The organism is Cobetia marina (assembly GCF_001720485.1).
Taxonomy (GTDB): Bacteria; Pseudomonadota; Gammaproteobacteria; order Pseudomonadales; family Halomonadaceae; genus Cobetia; species Cobetia marina.
This window is the reverse complement of sequence record NZ_CP017114.1, coordinates 3,011,789-3,026,615: the sequence shown is the minus strand read 5'-3', so window position 1 is coordinate 3,026,615 and position 14,827 is coordinate 3,011,789. Positions and strand designations below refer to the sequence as shown.

Below are 14,827 nucleotides of genomic sequence, written 5' to 3'. Positions count from 1 at the left end.
GTGCGATCAATGCTCAGACAAGATCGTCTTCCTGGCTTGCGGCTTCATGGGCCCGCTTGAGCTCTTTCGGCTCCCCGAACACGCGGCGAACCACCACATAGCAGACCGGCACCAGGAAGATCGCCAGTACCGTGGCCGAGATCATCCCGCCGATCACGCCGTTGCCGATGGCATGACGGCTGGCCGCACCGGCACCGGTCGAGATGGCCAGTGGCACGGCCCCCAGGGTGAAGGCCATGGAGGTCATCAGGATCGGGCGCAGACGCATGCGTACCGCTTCCATGGTGGCGTCGATCAGTGAGCGGCCCTGGACCTCGAGGTCCTTGGCGAATTCGACGATCAGGATCGCATTCTTCGCCGAGAGCCCGATGGTGGTCACCAGGCCGACCTGGAAGTAGACGTCATTGTCCAGGCCACGCAGCCAGGTGGCGAGCAGGGCGCCGAGGACCCCCAGCGGGACGACCAGCATGACGGAGAACGGAATGCTCCAGCTCTCGTAGAGCGCGGCCAGACACAGGAAGACGAAGACCAGCGAGATGGCATACAGATAAGGAGCCATGCCGCCACTCTGGGATTCCTGCAGTGAAATGCCCGTCCATTCCAGCGCGACGCCATTATCGAGCTGGCCGACCATGTCTTCCATGGCCTGCATGGCCTGACCGGTGGAGTAACCCGGTGCCGCCTGACCCAACAGTTCCATCGAGGAGACGCCATTGTAGCGTTCCAGCTGCGGAGACCCATAGGTCCACTCACCGTGGATGAAGGCGTTCAGTGGCACCATCTCACCAGAGGTGTTGCGGACGTACCACTTCTTGAGATCTTCCGGCTGCATGCGTGCGCTGGCTTCTGCCTGCACGTAGACCTTCTTGGTGCGGCCGTTGTCGAGGAAGTCATTGACATAGCTCGAGCCCCACGCCGTGGAGAGAGTCGAGTAGACCTCTGACAACGAGACGCCCATCGCTGTCGCCTTGAGCTCGTCGATGTTGAGCGTGAACTGCGGACTGTCCTCCAGACCATTGGGACGCAGGCCGGTCACGGCTGGATTCTGAGCTGCCATTCCCAGCAGTTGATTGCGTGCATTGGTCAGTGCTTCATGGCCGATACCCCCTCGGTCCACCAGCATCATGTCGAAACCGCTGGCGTTGCCCAGTTCCATGATCGGTGGCGGGTTGATGGCGAAGACCACGGCTTCCTTCAAGGTGTTGAAGTAGCTCTGAGCTTGTCCGACCACGCTGAAGGAGTCACGAGTACGTTCATCCCAGGGTTTGAGGTTGATGAACGCCAGGCCCATGTTCTGGCCTCGGCCAGCGAAACTGAAGCCGGCGACGTCGAACATTTCCTGAACGGCATCTTCCTGATCGACGAGGAAGTGATGCTCGACCTTTTCCAGCGTCTCGAGCGTCTGTTCCTGAGTGGAGCCCACCGGCAGGATGACCTGATTGAACAGATAGCCCTGGTCTTCATCGGGCAGGAAGCCCGTGGAGATGCGAGTGAACAGTACCCCGCAGCCGACCACGATCAAGGCGTAGACCAGCATGGAACGGCCAGTGCGCTTGAGCATGCCACCGACGCCTTTCTGGTAGCGCGCGTTGGAGCGGTCGAAGACCCGGTTGAACAGCCCGAAGAAGCCGGTGGTCTTCTCCTTGGTCGGCTTCAGCAACGTGGCGCACAGGGCCGGTGTCAGGATCAACGCCACCAGCACGGACAACGTCATGGCCGAGACGATGGTCACCGAGAATTGACGGAAGATTGCCCCTGTGGTGCCGGGGAAGAAGGCCATCGGGATGAACACGGAAGACAGCACGAGACCGATGCCGACCAGAGCGCCGGTGATCTGTCCCATTGACTTGCGCGTCGCCTCGAGCGGCGAGAGCTTTTCCTCATGCATCACGCGCTCGACGTTCTCCACCACCACGATCGCATCGTCGACCAGCAGCCCAATCGCCAACACCATGGCGAACATCGTCAGGGTATTGATGGAGAAGCCCATCACTTCCAGCACCCCGAAGGTGCCCAGCAGAACGACCGGGACAGCGATGGTGGGGATAAGCGTGGCACGGAAGTTCTGCAGGAACAGAAGCATTACCAGGAAGACCAGCGCCACGGCTTCCAGCAGCGTCATCACCACTTCTTCAATGGAAATCTTGACGAAGGGCGAGGTGTCGTAAGGTACCTTGAAGCTCATGCCCGGGGGGAAGTAGTCGGACAGCTCACCGAGACGATCCTTGACGGCTTGTACGGTGTCCAGTGCGTTGGCACCCGAGGCGAGCTTGATGCCCAGCCCTGCAGCAGGCTTGCCATTGTAGCGGCTGACGGTGCTGTAGCTTTCCGCCCCTTTCTCGACACGGCCGACATCGCGCAGATAGACCTGAGAGCCATCTTCCTGTGTCTTGAGCAGAATGTTGCCGAACTGTTCCGGTGTCTCGAAGAGTGTCTGAGCCACGATGGTAGCGTTGAGCTGCTGACCCTTCACCGCCGGCAGGTTGCCAAGCTGGCCCGAGGCGATCTGGTTGTTCTGCGTGCTGATGGCCGTGGTGACATCGCTGGTGGTCAGCTTGAAGTTGTTGAGCTTCTGCGGGTCAAGCCAGACGCGCATGGCCCCCGGTGCGCCGAACAGTTGAGTTTCGCCCACGCCCTGAACGCGAGCTACCTCGTCCTGGATATCGGAGGCGACATAGTCGGTCAATTGCTGTTTGGTCATGCTGCCATCGTCAGAGACGAAAGCTGCCACCATCAGAAAGCTGCCGGACGATTTGGTGACCGAGACACCCTGGTTCTGGACGGATTGCGGCAGGCGCGGGGTAGCCAGCTGCAGCTTGTTCTGCACCTGCACCTGAGCGATGTCGGGATCGGTGCCAGTGTCAAAGCTCAGCTCGATGCTGGCATTGCCCTGGGAGTCTGAACTCGAACTCATGTACAGCAGATTGTCGATGCCGTTCATCTGCTGCTCGATGACCTGAGTCACCGTATCTTCTACCGTCTGGGCTGAAGCGCCGGAGTAGGTGGCCTGAATGGTAATGCTGGTCGGGGCCAGCGAGGGATATTGCTCGATCGGCAGCTTGAGGATACTGAAGATACCCCCCAGCATCACGATGATGGCGAGCACCCAGGCGAAGATAGGGCGATCGATGAAGAATCTGACCATGACGTTTGAGGCTCCTGGAACGTCGTTCGGGACGTGCCGCCAGTCAGGCGTGATACGCATAGCTCAGTGACTGGCGACAGTGGCGCGAAAAGAGGCGGCAGGCTTACTGGCGATTGCCAGTCCCGGCCGGTTCACTTTCCGAGGAGTCGCTGGCCGCAGTCTCGGACTGAGCCGAGCCATTCTGGTCAGTGCTCGTCTCGTTGGCAGCGATCTTGACCGTGGCACCCGGCTTGATCTTCTGCAGTCCGCTGACAATGACCTTGTCATTATTGTCGAGGCCATTGGTCACCAGCCACTGATTGTCGATGGCCTGACCGATCACTACCTGCTTGGCTTCGACCTTGTTGTCAGCATTGACCGTCATCACGCTCGCATTGCCTTTGCTGTCACGACTCACGGCTTTCTGCGGAACCAGAATGGCATCCCTGGCCACCGTCTCCGTCAGGCGGGCGCGCACGAACATGCCGGGCAACAACAGCTCGTCCTCGTTGGGGAACAGAGCGCGCAGCGTGACCATGCCGGTACCTTCATCGACGGTGATATCCGCAAACTGCAACTTGCCCTGAGTGCCGTATACGCTGCCATCTTCCATTACCAGTTCCACCGATGCTTGAGCCGGTGCTGCGGCGGCATCGCGATTCTCGGCCAATTCACGCTTGAGGCGCAGAACTTCGGTAGCGGACTGGGTCACGTCAACATAGATGGGGTCGAGCCGCTGGACCGTTGCCAGGCTGGTGTCCTGGCTTGCCGTGACCAATGCGCCCTTGGTGACGCTCGACTTGCCGATACGACCGCTGATGGGGGCCTTCACCACGCTGTAATCCAGATTGATCTGGGCGCTGGTTAGGGCAGCCTTGGCAGAGGCGACATCGGCGCGATCCTCGCCGACGGTCGCCACGGCATCATCATAATCCTGTTGGCTGACCATCTTGCGTGCCACGAGGTTCTTGAAGCGCTTGGCCTTGAGGCTGGAGGTGTTGAGGCTCGCCTCGGCACGCGCCAGACTCGCCTTGGCGCTCTCGACATCGGCGCGATAGGTGCGTGAATCAATGTGATAAAGCGCCTGCCCCTCCTTGACGTCACTGCCTTCGGTGAAGTCACGCGATTCGATGATGCCTCCCACCTGCGGACGTACTTCAGCGATCTGATAGGCGCGCGTGCGGCCCGGCAGCTCGGTGGTGATAGGCACATCCTGCGTGGTGACGGTAATGACATCGACCTGAGCGGCCTGGCTTGCACCTGCGGAGGGGCCTTGGGCAGCCTCTTCCTTGTCGCCGCTACAACCGGCCAACAGGGCACCGATCAGCAGCAGGCTTGCCGGAAGCAAGCCAAGGCGGCGGGCATTGACGGCCAAGGGTTGTCTCTGCAGGCGGGGTAGACGGAGGGAAGTCGGGGCCATGGAGCGTCCTTTACGAAGTTCAGGGGCTGAGGTGCGTTTCAATCGTCACACCCTGGCCCGCCGCGGGTGCGGCACGCCAAGGCAATGGTGTCATGATGAGAAAAATATTTAGCCAGCTATTCTATCGGAATGGCGAGGCGGCTGTATGGTTGTTTTGTGCAGTTATTGCGCATCGTGCTGCAACAGATTGTTGCCAGGTGATCAGCACCTTATGTTCAGGCTTGCATGATCCTGGCAATACCTTTCTCTTGCCATCATGTGGATCGTTCTCATGCATTGCCCCACTCTAGCTTCGTGAGACATGAGGCGGTGACAGCCCATCCTATGCGTCAATGGTGCATAAGTTAGCAGATAGAGGTGTATGAATGCTGAACCACTGCGCACCGGGAAGAAATTTTGCCCGAAGGGCGTGGCGCGGTGATCGAGCATCTCATTCAGGGAGGCAGTGCCAGGAAGGTGTCGATGAGGAGTTGTGAGACCACGGGCGGAACGACGAGAGTGCCGTGATCAGGGGACCGAGGCTCTCCCTGTCTTCCGGCAGACGTGACTGACGTGACAGGCGCAGGCAGGGGCGATCAGCGAAGGCGTTCTCCAGTCTGGCCGCCCACTGGTACTGCTGCTCACGCCAGCTCGTGATCCAGTCGGCCTGTGCTTCCCCGGAGGAGGGCGAGCTTGCGCCCGACACCTCTGACGGGGCATCCGGCAGGCATTGGTTGATGATCAGGCCGCCGACGCATAGCCCATGGCTTTCCAGTGCCTCGCGCGTACGGAGCGTCTCCAGACAGGGCAGCTTCTCTGGCGTACTGACCAGGATGACGCGCGCCCGGCTGGCATCCGTCAGGCACCGACGCAGCGCTTTGTAGCGGGTACGACGTTGCTCCAGCGCTTCGCTGATCGGGTCTTCGGGGGCAGAGGATCCGGTCTCGCTGGCGGTGGCTGTCTGCTGGCTGTCCAGCCACAGGCTGCGCTCCGCGACGGCTCGCCGGCGCTGGCCCAGCATGCCTTCCAGCCAGCCGCCCAGCACCTCCGGCAAGCTCAGCAGTCGGATGGTGTGCCCGCTGGGAGCCGTATCGAACAGGATGTGTCGATACGATGAGCTGTCCGGTGTCAGTGGGGCAGGCGGGGTAAGGATGATCTCGACCAGCGCATCGAAGAGCGCCGCTTCACTGGTGCCCGGCGCATGGCGTGCGAGTGCCAGCTGGCGCATCACCGTGGCGCTGCGCTCCCCGCTGACCAGTGGCGCGATGCGTTGGCGTACCTCCTCGAGATAGCGCTCGCACTCCTGTTCGGGGTCCAGCTCCATCACATCCAGGCACGCCGCGATGGCGCGCGGTCTGCCTCCCAGATCCCCGAACAGATCGCCCAGATTGTGCGCCGGGTCCGTCGACACCAGCAGTGTCGGCTCGCCTTTCTCTGCCAGCGCCAATGCCTGCGCCGCCGCGCAGCTGGTCTTGCCGACACCGCCCTTGCCGCCGAAGAACCAGATCTCGGGGCGGGGGATGGCGCCTTCCTCTTGGGTATCACGCACCCTGCCGAGGTCGGAGCGGCCTTCGGCTGCATGCGTGCGTCGAGTCCCATCCTGTCGGCGACGCCGCCTGAGCCAGTTCAGCAGCATTTGATCCCTTCCAGCGGTGAATGCTCAAGCCCCTGGCGCAGGTGCCAGTCGTGCATGCGCTCCAGCATCAGCGGCAGCATCTCCAGTGAGACGGCGGGTGCCGGATTGGGGATGCCCATCAGCTCGGCGAAGCTCATCATCATGAAGATGTCTTCCTCCTCGCGGGCGAGCTGCGCCAGGTCACGCTGCTGATTGACGCGCAGCATGGCCTCCCAGCCATCCCGCAGCCCTGCGGCACCTGTCAGCAGGCGCCTCGTCAGTCCGGGGTGTCGTGGCGAGCGCGTCACGCGGGAGTCGTCATCAGCTCTCATGGGCGCTCACCTGAGCGGGTGCCTTCAGGCTGCGGCTGGCCTCCAGCAGAATCCACAGCGCGAACACCATGATCAGGCTGCCGAAGGTGAACAGCAGCCATTGCGGGTCGTTGCTGCCCATGCCGGACCAGTCCAGGACTACCTGCTGCACCATCGCCCACAGGGTCATGATCATCAGGAAGACCATCGGAGCCAGGGTGTAGATCACCGGGCGTCCCTGACGCTTGAGCCAGACCGAAATCAGCATCAGCGAGATCCCTGCCAGCAGCTGGTTGCTGGTCCCGAACAGCGGCCACAGCAGATAGCCGCCGGAACCGAAGCCCTTGGGCCCCTGCGGCAGGATGACCAGCGCGGCGCTGGAGATGACCGCGATGCTGGTCGCGACGTGCTTGTGGCTGAGTGCCGGCATGCCGTACTCGCTGCCTAGCTCCGCGATGATGTAGCGCATCAGACGTACCGCGGAATCCAGTGTGGTGGCCGCGAAACTCACCACGATGACCGCCACCAGGGTACTGCCGATGCTGGCCGGCAGGCCAAGGTGCGAGATCAGCTGTCCTGCACCCTCCACGAAGCTGGAGAGCCCGTTGGCACCGGCGGCGGCGAAGCTTGAATAGGTGGCGGTGAAATCGGCCTGGGTCCCGAAGAGGGTCGCTACCGCGATGATGGAAATCAGCGCCAGCATGCCTTCGCCCAGTGCGCCGGTGTAGCCGATCATGCGTGCATCCGGCTCATGGGCAAGCTGCTTGGAGGTGGTCCCCGAGGCGACCAGTCCATGGAAGCCCGAGATCGCGCCGCAGGCGATGGTGATGAACAGCAGCGGATAGAAGGACATCTCGGCTTCGGTGTTGTAGGCCGGCGCCGTGAGATGTGGGCCGCCCACGGCGAGCCCCAGATACAGCAGCACCAGTCCGACCACCAGCTGATGGGAATTGATGGTGTCGCGCGGTTGCAGCAGCTTCCACACCGGCAGCACCGAGGCGATGTAGACATAGGCCATCAGCACGACGATCCACACCAGGAAGGCACTGGAGATCGGTGAGAGGCCGAACAGCAAGGTGCCATCCTCGCCGCCTGCCATGGCGGTGAAGGTGCCGGCCAGATCAATCTGCAAGAATTCGTACTGGCCGGCCAGCAGGGCAGCGGCATACATCACCAGCAGCGCCAGTATCGAGGGCAACAGCATCTTGCCGCCACGCCGATAGACACGATGGCCGATCCAGACCGCCAGCGGAATCTGGATGAGCACCGACAGCACGCTGGCCGGGAAGTTGATGAACAGGTTGGCGATCACCCAGGCGAACACCGCGTTCAGCATCAGCACCAGAATCAGGATGATGAACAGGAACAACAGCTTGGCGCGCTTGCCGATCAGCTTGTCCGCCAGCGTGCCGATGGACTGGCCTCGGTGACGCGCCGAGAGCGTCAAGGTGCCGAAGTCATGGACTCCTGCGGCAAACAGGCTGCCCAGCACGACCCACAGCACCGCCGGCAGCCAGCCCCAGTAGACGGCGATCGCCGGCCCGACGATGGGCGCTGCACCGGCGACCGAGGTGAAGTGGTGGCCCCAGAGTATCCAGCGATTGGTCGGCAGGTAGTCGGTGTCATCGCGCAGCGCATGGGCGGGAGTCACGTAATCGGGGTCGAGACGGAAGATGCGTTCCGCCAGAAAGCGCGAGTAGAAGCGATAACCGATGGCAAAGGCGAGACAGCCGAACAGGGCGAGCCAGATGGCGTTCATGGGGCGTTCCAGTAGGCGTGTGAGTGGGCGACGGCAATGCATGGCGTGTCATCGGCGTGACGCTAACATCTATGTTTGTGCATATAACTTCGCCATTGGTCGCCCCGGGCTGACCCGACGTGGCCCCTGTCTGCAAGCGCAGGCAAGCAGGTGGAATGCACGCGGTGCGTGGAGACATCGCGGAAGTCGCCCGGGGCCCTGCCGGCGCTTGTCTGGTGGAACCGCGTAGCCGCTGTTGCACTTCCTCGCCTTGCGACCAAGGAGTATCAGTGGGTTGATCCACGCGACCTTGTGTTCCGCCCAGCTCTTCTATACTCCAAGCAAGTCGGAGCACAGGGAGTCGCTCATTGCCGTCATCCGGATGAGGCTCTCGATAACAATGACAAGGAGGCGCCGATGTCGTGGATCGCGGAATGCCTTTCCCGTGTCACCGCACTCCGGTGGCGGCGCTCGTGGCGCCCGATGACGGCGGTGTCACTGATGGGGCTCGTTCCCGCGGCATGGGGAGTCGAATACAACATGCCGGTCGGCGTCACGGCCGTCAGTCGCGAGATCCACTCCCTGCATATGATCATCTTCTGGATCTGTGTGGTCATCGGGATCGTGGTGTTCGGTGTGATGGGGTACGCGATGGTCAAGCATCGCAAGTCGCGTGGTGCGGTCGCGGCCAGCTTCCACGAGAACACCCGCATCGAGATTCTATGGACCGCCATCCCGTTGCTGATCCTGGTGGTGATGGCAGTTCCCGCCACCGCCACCCTCAAGGACATGTACGACGCCTCCGAATCGGCGCTTGACGTGAAGATCACCGGGCACCAATGGCGCTGGCAATATGAGTATCTGGGCGAGGATGTCGCCTTCACCTCAAGTCTCGCGACCCCGCGCGAGCAGATCAACAACACCGCCGCCAAGGGCGAGCATTACCTGCTGGAAGTCGACAATCCGCTGGTGCTGCCCATCAATCGCAAGGTGCGCTTCCTGACGACGTCCTCCGATGTCATCCACTCCTGGTGGGTGCCGGACTTCGGCGTCAAGAAGGACGCCATCCCCGGCTTCATCAACGAGGCCTGGACCCGCATCGAGACACCCGGCACCTATCGCGGCCAATGCACCGAGCTGTGCGGCAAGGACCACGGTTTCATGCCGGTGGTGGTCGAGGCGCTGCCGGAGGCCGAATTCGACGAGTGGCTGATCGCACGCAAGGCCGAGGCCGAAGCGTCACGCAATGATGCCGGACGCGACTGGAGTCTCGAGGAGTTGATGGAGAAGGGCGAGAAGACCTACGCCACCATCTGCTCCGCCTGCCACCAGCCGGATGGACAGGGCATGCCCCCGGCATTCCCCTCATTGGTGGGGAGTGCCATCGTCACGCAGGACATGCAGGCGCACATCGATATCGTGGTGAACGGCAAGGCAGGCACGCCCATGGCGGCCTTCGCCGATGTGCTCAGTCCGGTCGAGCTTGCGGCTGTCATCACCTATGAGCGCAATGCCTGGGGCAACGATACCGGCGAGCTGGTACAGCCAGCCGTCATCAAGGAACAGCTGTCTCAATAGCGTGCAAGCGACGCATTCAGGAGGCGTGTCATGGCCAGTGAACAGCCACGCAAGGCGGTACTTCAGGCCAGCGAGAGCGAGGGGGCAGCCGGCGGCTATTCCGCAGGCGGCTCCCATGCGGGAGGAGGCCATGGCACCGCGCCGCGCGGCATGCTGCGCTGGCTATTGACCACCAACCACAAGGATATCGGCACGCTCTATCTGATCTTCTCGCTGAGCATGCTGTTCATCGGCGGCATCATGGCACTGGTGATCCGTACCGAGCTCTTTCAGCCCGGCCTGCAGATGGTGCAGCCGGAGTTCTTCAACCAGATGACCACCATGCATGGGCTGATCATGGTGTTCGGTGCCATCATGCCGGCCTTCACGGGACTGGCCAACTGGATGATTCCGCTGCAGATCGGCGCCCCTGACATGGCGCTTCCGCGTCTCAACAACTTCAGCTTCTGGCTGTTGCCGGTCGCCTTCCTGCTGCTGCTTTCCACCCTGTTGATGGAGGGCGGGGGTCCCAACTTCGGCTGGACCTTCTACGCACCGCTTTCCACCACCTATGCGCCGCCCTCGACCAGCTTCTTCATCTTCTCGCTGCACATCGCCGGCATCAGCTCGATTCTCGGCGCCATCAACATCATCGCCACCATCCTCAATCTGCGTGCGCCGGGCATGCGCCTGATGGACATGCCGCTGTTCGTCTGGACCTGGTTGATCACCGCTTTCCTGCTGATCGCGGTGATGCCGGTGCTGGCGGGTGCCATCACCATGATGCTGTTCGACATCAACTTCGGCACCAGCTACTTCAATGCCGCAGGCGGGGGAGACCCGGTGCTGTTCCAGCATCTGTTCTGGTTCTTCGGCCATCCTGAGGTCTACATCATGATCCTGCCGGCCTTCGGGATCGTGTCCGCCATCGTGCCGACCTTCTCGCGCAAGCGATTGTTCGGCTACGCCTCGATGGTCTACGCCACCGGCTCCATCGCCATCATGTCCTTCCTGGTCTGGGCGCATCACATGTTCGCCGTCGGCCTGCCATTGGTGGCGGAGCTGTTCTTCATGTACACGACGATGCTGATCGCGGTGCCGACCGGCGTGAAGGTCTTCAACTGGATCGCCACCATGTTCCGTGGCTCCTTGAGCTTCGAGCCCCCGATGCTGTTTGCCATCGCCTTCATCGTCCAGTTCACCATCGGCGGCTTCTCGGGGTTGATGCTGGCCATCGCGCCAGCGGATTTCCAGTATCACGACACCTATTTCGTGGTGGCCCATTTCCATTACGTACTGGTGCCCGGCGCGTTGTTCGCGATTCTCGCCGGGGCCTATTACTGGCTACCCAAGTGGACCGGCTTCTATCCCCACGAGGGGCTCTCGAAATGGCATTTCTGGATGTCGGTCATCGGCGTCAATCTCACCTTCTTCCCGATGCACTTCTCGGGGCTGGCCGGCATGCCACGGCGCATTCCGGATTACGCGCTGCAATTCGCCGACTTCAACATGCTGTCCAGTATCGGGGCCTTCCTGTTCGGTATCTCGCAGCTGCTGTTCCTGGTCGTGATCATCAAGTGCGCGCGCGGCGGTGTCAGGGCGCCAGCCAAGGCCTGGGAAGGGGCGGTGGATCTTGAGTGGAGCGTGCCAAGCCCGGCACCGCTGCATACCTTCGAGATACCGCCGCAGACCCGCGATGGTCAGATCATCCGCTGAGCGATAGCCAGCGGCCAGGAGAGTGACATGTCCTCACGCGATCACGCAGCACAGCAACAGGCGGTGGCACGTACCGTGCGGCGCACGCTGCTGGCGCTGGTCGGGATGCTGGGCTTCGCCTTCGCGCTGGTGCCGCTCTATGACGTCTTCTGCAATCTCACGGGCCTCAATGGCAAGGCCGCCAGTCAGGCCAGGGCTGCGGTGGCCATGGAGATCGACGAGAGCCGTTGGGTCTCGGTGCGCTTCATCACCCAGCAGGGACAGGGTCTGCCCTGGACACTCGAGGCGCTGGATGAGCAGTTCCGCATCCACCCCGGTGGCCAGTACCGCGCACGCTTCGTGTTCACCAATCACGCCGATCATCCGGTGCGTGGTCGTGCGGTCCCAAGCGTCAGTCCTGCCGAGGGCTCGCTGCATCTGCGCAAGATCATGTGTTTCTGCTTTCAGGAACAGACGCTGGCGGCGGGAGAGCGGCGCGAGTTGCCGCTGGTCTTCCAGGTGGACCCGGATCTCCCCGAGGGCATTCGCGATCTGACGCTGGCCTATACCCTTTACCCGGTCACGATGCCGTCGATGCCGGCGGGCGACCTGGCAGAGAACTCTGCAGGAGGTGAACGATGAGCGGTGGCAGCTATTACGTTCCGGCACATAGTGCCTGGCCCATCCTCGGTGTGCTGGCCGTGGGTGGGATGATGATCGGCACGGGAATCTGGATGGTGCATGGCAGCGCCGCCTGGTTGTCAGGCATCGGCATGCTGGCCGTGGTGCTGGTGATGGCAGGATGGTTTCGCGATGTCGTTCGCGAGTCGATGGGCGGCCTTTACGACGATCAGATGGACCGCTCGTTTCGTTGGGGCATGGCGTGGTTCATCTTCTCTGAACTGATGTTCTTCGCTGCCTTCTTCGGCGCGTTGTTCTACGTACGTACTTTCGCGTTGCCATGGCTGGATGGCGAGGGTGCCAAGGGCGTGACGGCCCTGTTGTGGCCTGATTTCACGGCCAGCTGGCCCTTGATGAATCCGCCGGATGCCAGCATTGCCGGACCGAAGGAAGTGCTGTCCCCCTGGCAGTTGCCGCTGGCCAATACGCTGCTGCTGGTCAGTTCCAGTGTCACCCTGACGGTGGCCCATGAGGCGCTGAAGATGGGATATCGCCGCACGGCGCGCAACTGGCTGGCGGGTACCGTGACGCTTGGGGTGTGCTTCCTGCTGTTGCAGGGGCTCGAATATTACGAGGCCTGGCATCATCTGGGGCTGACGCTTCAAGCCGGTGTCTATGGCGGTACCTTCTTCCTGCTGACCGGCTTTCATGGCCTGCATGTCACCATCGGCACCGTGATCCTGATCGTGATGCTGGTTCGGGTGATTCGCGGTCATTTTTCCCGCGAGCGCCATTTCGCCTTCGAGGCGGCTGCCTGGTATTGGCACTTCGTCGATGCGGTGTGGATCGGCCTGTTTCTGTTCGTCTACGTGTTCTGAGGCAGGCCGAAGAGCGTCGAGCGCGAGTCAGTTCAGCATTCCGGTGGAGAAGCCCATGACCAGCAGAATCACCAGACAGACCGCCAGGCCCACTCGCCACTTGAGAGACGTCAGCAGGCGTCGACTGCGGCTGCCGTCGTGTAACAGAAAGCCGGCTCCGGCGATGAGACTTGCCAGCATGCCGACGAAGACCAGCGCGATCAGCGATTTGAGCAGCATGTCACCTCCCGGGGCGCAGACAGTGGCGGGTGAGCACAGCGCAGCACTCGCTTGTGACAGTCGAGCTCATCCGGCTGACAAGCGCAAGTCAGTGCCAGCGGCGCAGGCGTCATCCACAGCGACGCAGGAGCGCCAGGTCGGACGCGGCTGGTGGCTGTTCTGGGGATGCCTGATCGTGCTCGGCCTGTGTCTGTGCAGCTGGCAGGTGATGCGTGGCCAGGCGCGTGCCCAGCATCTGGAGGATACCGCCAGCGCGCCGGAGCTGGTGATGCCGACGGCACCGCCCGCCAGTGCCAGCCTGATCGAGCTGCGCGGCGAGTGGCTCGCGGAGCACAGCCTGCTGCTGGACAACCGCACGCTGGACAAGCGCCATGGCGTGGCGGTGCTCACGCCCTTTCGAACGCTGGATGGCCGCTGGTGGCTGGTGGAGCGGGGCTTCGTGGCATCGCCAGCGCCACGTGCGGACCCGGAGTTCACCACCCCTGAAGGCTCTCAGGTGATCAGGGGTCGCTGGCAGTGGTTGAACGGCCAGGGGACCAGCGGTGGGCCACTGTTCGGCCCCAACCGGGAGGGGCAGCGGTTGCAGCAGGTGGATCTGAGTGCCTGGAAGACGCTTGGCGCTCCGGCGTTTGCCGGCATCGTGCACCAGACCGGCGGTGCGGGAAGGTTCTTGCCCTGGTGGCAGCCGAGCAACATGACGCCTGAGCGCCATTACGCCTATGCCCTGCAGTGGCTGGGGCTCAGTCTCGGTGCGGCGGTGGTGATGATCGTGGGCGCGCGCCGCCAACGACAGGCCGCGCTGCGTCAGCGTCAGGTCTAGCGAGTCAAGGGACGTCTTGCTCTGGAGGAGGTGGTATGACACACGTGATGCGACAGCGTCTGAAACTTGTGGCATTGCTGGGGCTGCTGTCTGCCCCGTTGCCATTGGCGTGGGCCATGCTGAGTGTGCAGGTGGGGATACCCGAAGGGCGGGTGGCGAACGGTGCCTTGCTGCCGGACGTGATGCCGCTGCAGGACTGGTCACTGGAGTATCTCGTGAGTGCATCAGCCCCGCGACAGCCCGAGGATGACAGTGGCATGCCGCCCAGAGCCGCTCGGGGCGCGGATGAGCAGCGTTTCTGGCTCAGCTGGCCGGAGCCGAGTCGGTCGGAGCTGGCCACGGCGCAGGCCGAACGTTGGTGGCGTCTGCACCGCGCCCTTGGCAAGGAGGCGCCGCGGCTGGGGCGTCTGGTGGTGGCCGAGCAGTCCTTTCAGCATCCCCAAGTACCGGGGGAGCAGCGTGCGCTGGGCCATTGGCCCTCGGCGAATGGTGCCGGGGCCTCGCCACAGCCGTTGCGCTTGATCGACCCACAGGGGCGAGTCGTGGTGGCATACGGCCCCGAGATCACACCGCAGGCCGTCATGAAGGATGTGCGCCGATTGCTCAAGCGCAATCCGGCTGCGCCGCGCTGAGCTGAGCGTGTGATGCGTCGATCACTCGCTCGCCCCTAGCTCTCCAGCAGGGAGATACGCCATGTCTCGCCTTGTCTCGCACCCGCGCTACCCTCTGCGCCCCCGTGTCAGCGCGCGCGCCCGTCAGCGCGGTGCCGCGCTGATACCCCCGCCACCGTTCCTGCGTCCCTCAGCCTCTGCCACTTCGCTGACAGGGCATCCTTTGCCTGGGAGTGTGC

At 62.6% G+C, this 14,827-nt stretch carries 12 protein-coding genes; 6 read left to right on the top strand and 6 right to left on the bottom strand.

What is annotated here, in order from left to right; all coding sequences use genetic code 11:
* Window positions 1–13: 13 nt before the first annotated feature.
* The 5 genes from BFX80_RS12730 to BFX80_RS12710 form a co-directional block, all read right to left on the bottom strand.
* Window positions 14–3,145: an efflux RND transporter permease subunit gene (locus tag BFX80_RS12730; protein WP_084209106.1), complete on the bottom strand. Its 3,132-nt coding sequence runs from the start codon at window positions 3,143–3,145 to the stop codon at window positions 14–16.
* 103 nt (window positions 3,146–3,248) lie between these two features.
* On the bottom strand, window positions 3,249–4,544 hold the full coding sequence (locus tag BFX80_RS12725) for an efflux RND transporter periplasmic adaptor subunit (RefSeq protein ID WP_084209105.1): 1,296 nt from the start codon (window positions 4,542–4,544) through the stop codon (window positions 3,249–3,251).
* A 430-nt stretch (window positions 4,545–4,974) separates the two neighbouring features.
* Entirely contained in the window at window positions 4,975–6,159 is a 1,185-nt protein-coding gene (locus BFX80_RS12720) for an ArsA family ATPase (RefSeq protein ID WP_084209104.1), read from the bottom strand.
* Window positions 6,150–6,470 (bottom strand): cory-CC-star protein, encoded by a 321-nt coding sequence (locus BFX80_RS12715; protein WP_205632707.1) that lies wholly within the window; start codon window positions 6,468–6,470, stop codon window positions 6,150–6,152. Before BFX80_RS12715 ends, BFX80_RS12720 begins: the two co-directional genes overlap by 10 nt.
* Window positions 6,460–8,208: a carbon starvation CstA family protein gene (locus BFX80_RS12710; RefSeq protein WP_077372250.1), complete on the bottom strand. Its 1,749-nt coding sequence runs from the start codon at window positions 8,206–8,208 to the stop codon at window positions 6,460–6,462. Before BFX80_RS12710 ends, BFX80_RS12715 begins: the two co-directional genes overlap by 11 nt.
* A gap of 396 nt (window positions 8,209–8,604) precedes the next feature.
* Here BFX80_RS12710 and coxB point away from each other — a divergent pair, with 396 nt between their 5' ends.
* The 4 genes from coxB to BFX80_RS12690 are packed head-to-tail and all read left to right on the top strand — an operon-like array spanning window position 8,605 to window position 12,938.
* Window positions 8,605–9,765 (top strand): cytochrome c oxidase subunit II, encoded by a 1,161-nt coding sequence (coxB, locus tag BFX80_RS12705; protein WP_389370604.1) that lies wholly within the window; start codon window positions 8,605–8,607, stop codon window positions 9,763–9,765.
* 30 nt (window positions 9,766–9,795) lie between these two features.
* Window positions 9,796–11,460 (top strand): cytochrome c oxidase subunit I, encoded by a 1,665-nt coding sequence (gene ctaD / locus BFX80_RS12700; protein WP_084209103.1) that lies wholly within the window; start codon window positions 9,796–9,798, stop codon window positions 11,458–11,460.
* Between the two features lie 27 nt (window positions 11,461–11,487).
* Entirely contained in the window at window positions 11,488–12,081 is a 594-nt protein-coding gene (locus tag BFX80_RS12695) for a cytochrome c oxidase assembly protein (RefSeq protein WP_077372256.1), read from the top strand.
* Window positions 12,078–12,938, top strand: coding sequence for a cytochrome c oxidase subunit 3 (locus tag BFX80_RS12690; protein WP_077372259.1), 861 nt, complete (start codon window positions 12,078–12,080; stop codon window positions 12,936–12,938). Before BFX80_RS12695 ends, BFX80_RS12690 begins: the two co-directional genes overlap by 4 nt.
* Window positions 12,939–12,965: 27 nt before the next feature.
* Here BFX80_RS12690 and BFX80_RS12685 read toward each other — a convergent pair whose 3' ends face one another.
* Window positions 12,966–13,157 (bottom strand): DUF2909 domain-containing protein, encoded by a 192-nt coding sequence (locus tag BFX80_RS12685; RefSeq protein WP_077372262.1) that lies wholly within the window; start codon window positions 13,155–13,157, stop codon window positions 12,966–12,968.
* 91 nt (window positions 13,158–13,248) lie between these two features.
* On the opposite strand from BFX80_RS12685, the gene BFX80_RS12680 reads away from it, so the two are divergent.
* Together BFX80_RS12680 and BFX80_RS12675 are read left to right on the top strand one after the other, a co-directional pair.
* Window positions 13,249–13,977, top strand: a complete 729-nt coding sequence (locus tag BFX80_RS12680) for an SURF1 family protein (protein ID WP_240499572.1) — start codon at window positions 13,249–13,251, stop codon at window positions 13,975–13,977.
* Window positions 13,978–14,012: 35 nt separating this feature from the next.
* Window positions 14,013–14,609, top strand: a complete 597-nt coding sequence (locus BFX80_RS12675; RefSeq protein ID WP_084209101.1) for a hypothetical protein — start codon at window positions 14,013–14,015, stop codon at window positions 14,607–14,609.
* Window positions 14,610–14,827 lie beyond the last annotated feature (218 nt).

Coding starts and splice junctions, on each gene's coding strand:
- ctaD (WP_084209103.1), top strand. CDS start 9,796: ATGGCCAGTGAACAGCCACGCAAGGCGGTACTTCAGGCCAGCGAGAGC.
- coxB (WP_389370604.1), top strand. CDS start 8,605: ATGTCGTGGATCGCGGAATGCCTTTCCCGTGTCACCGCACTCCGGTGG.
- BFX80_RS12710 (WP_077372250.1), bottom strand. CDS start 8,208: ATGAACGCCATCTGGCTCGCCCTGTTCGGCTGTCTCGCCTTTGCCATC.
- BFX80_RS12730 (WP_084209106.1), bottom strand. CDS start 3,145: ATGGTCAGATTCTTCATCGATCGCCCTATCTTCGCCTGGGTGCTCGCC.
- BFX80_RS12720 (WP_084209104.1), bottom strand. CDS start 6,159: ATGCTGCTGAACTGGCTCAGGCGGCGTCGCCGACAGGATGGGACTCGA.
- BFX80_RS12695 (WP_077372256.1), top strand. CDS start 11,488: ATGTCCTCACGCGATCACGCAGCACAGCAACAGGCGGTGGCACGTACC.
- BFX80_RS12675 (WP_084209101.1), top strand. CDS start 14,013: ATGACACACGTGATGCGACAGCGTCTGAAACTTGTGGCATTGCTGGGG.
- BFX80_RS12690 (WP_077372259.1), top strand. CDS start 12,078: ATGAGCGGTGGCAGCTATTACGTTCCGGCACATAGTGCCTGGCCCATC.
- BFX80_RS12725 (WP_084209105.1), bottom strand. CDS start 4,544: ATGGCCCCGACTTCCCTCCGTCTACCCCGCCTGCAGAGACAACCCTTG.
- BFX80_RS12715 (WP_205632707.1), bottom strand. CDS start 6,470: ATGAGAGCTGATGACGACTCCCGCGTGACGCGCTCGCCACGACACCCC.
- BFX80_RS12685 (WP_077372262.1), bottom strand. CDS start 13,157: ATGCTGCTCAAATCGCTGATCGCGCTGGTCTTCGTCGGCATGCTGGCA.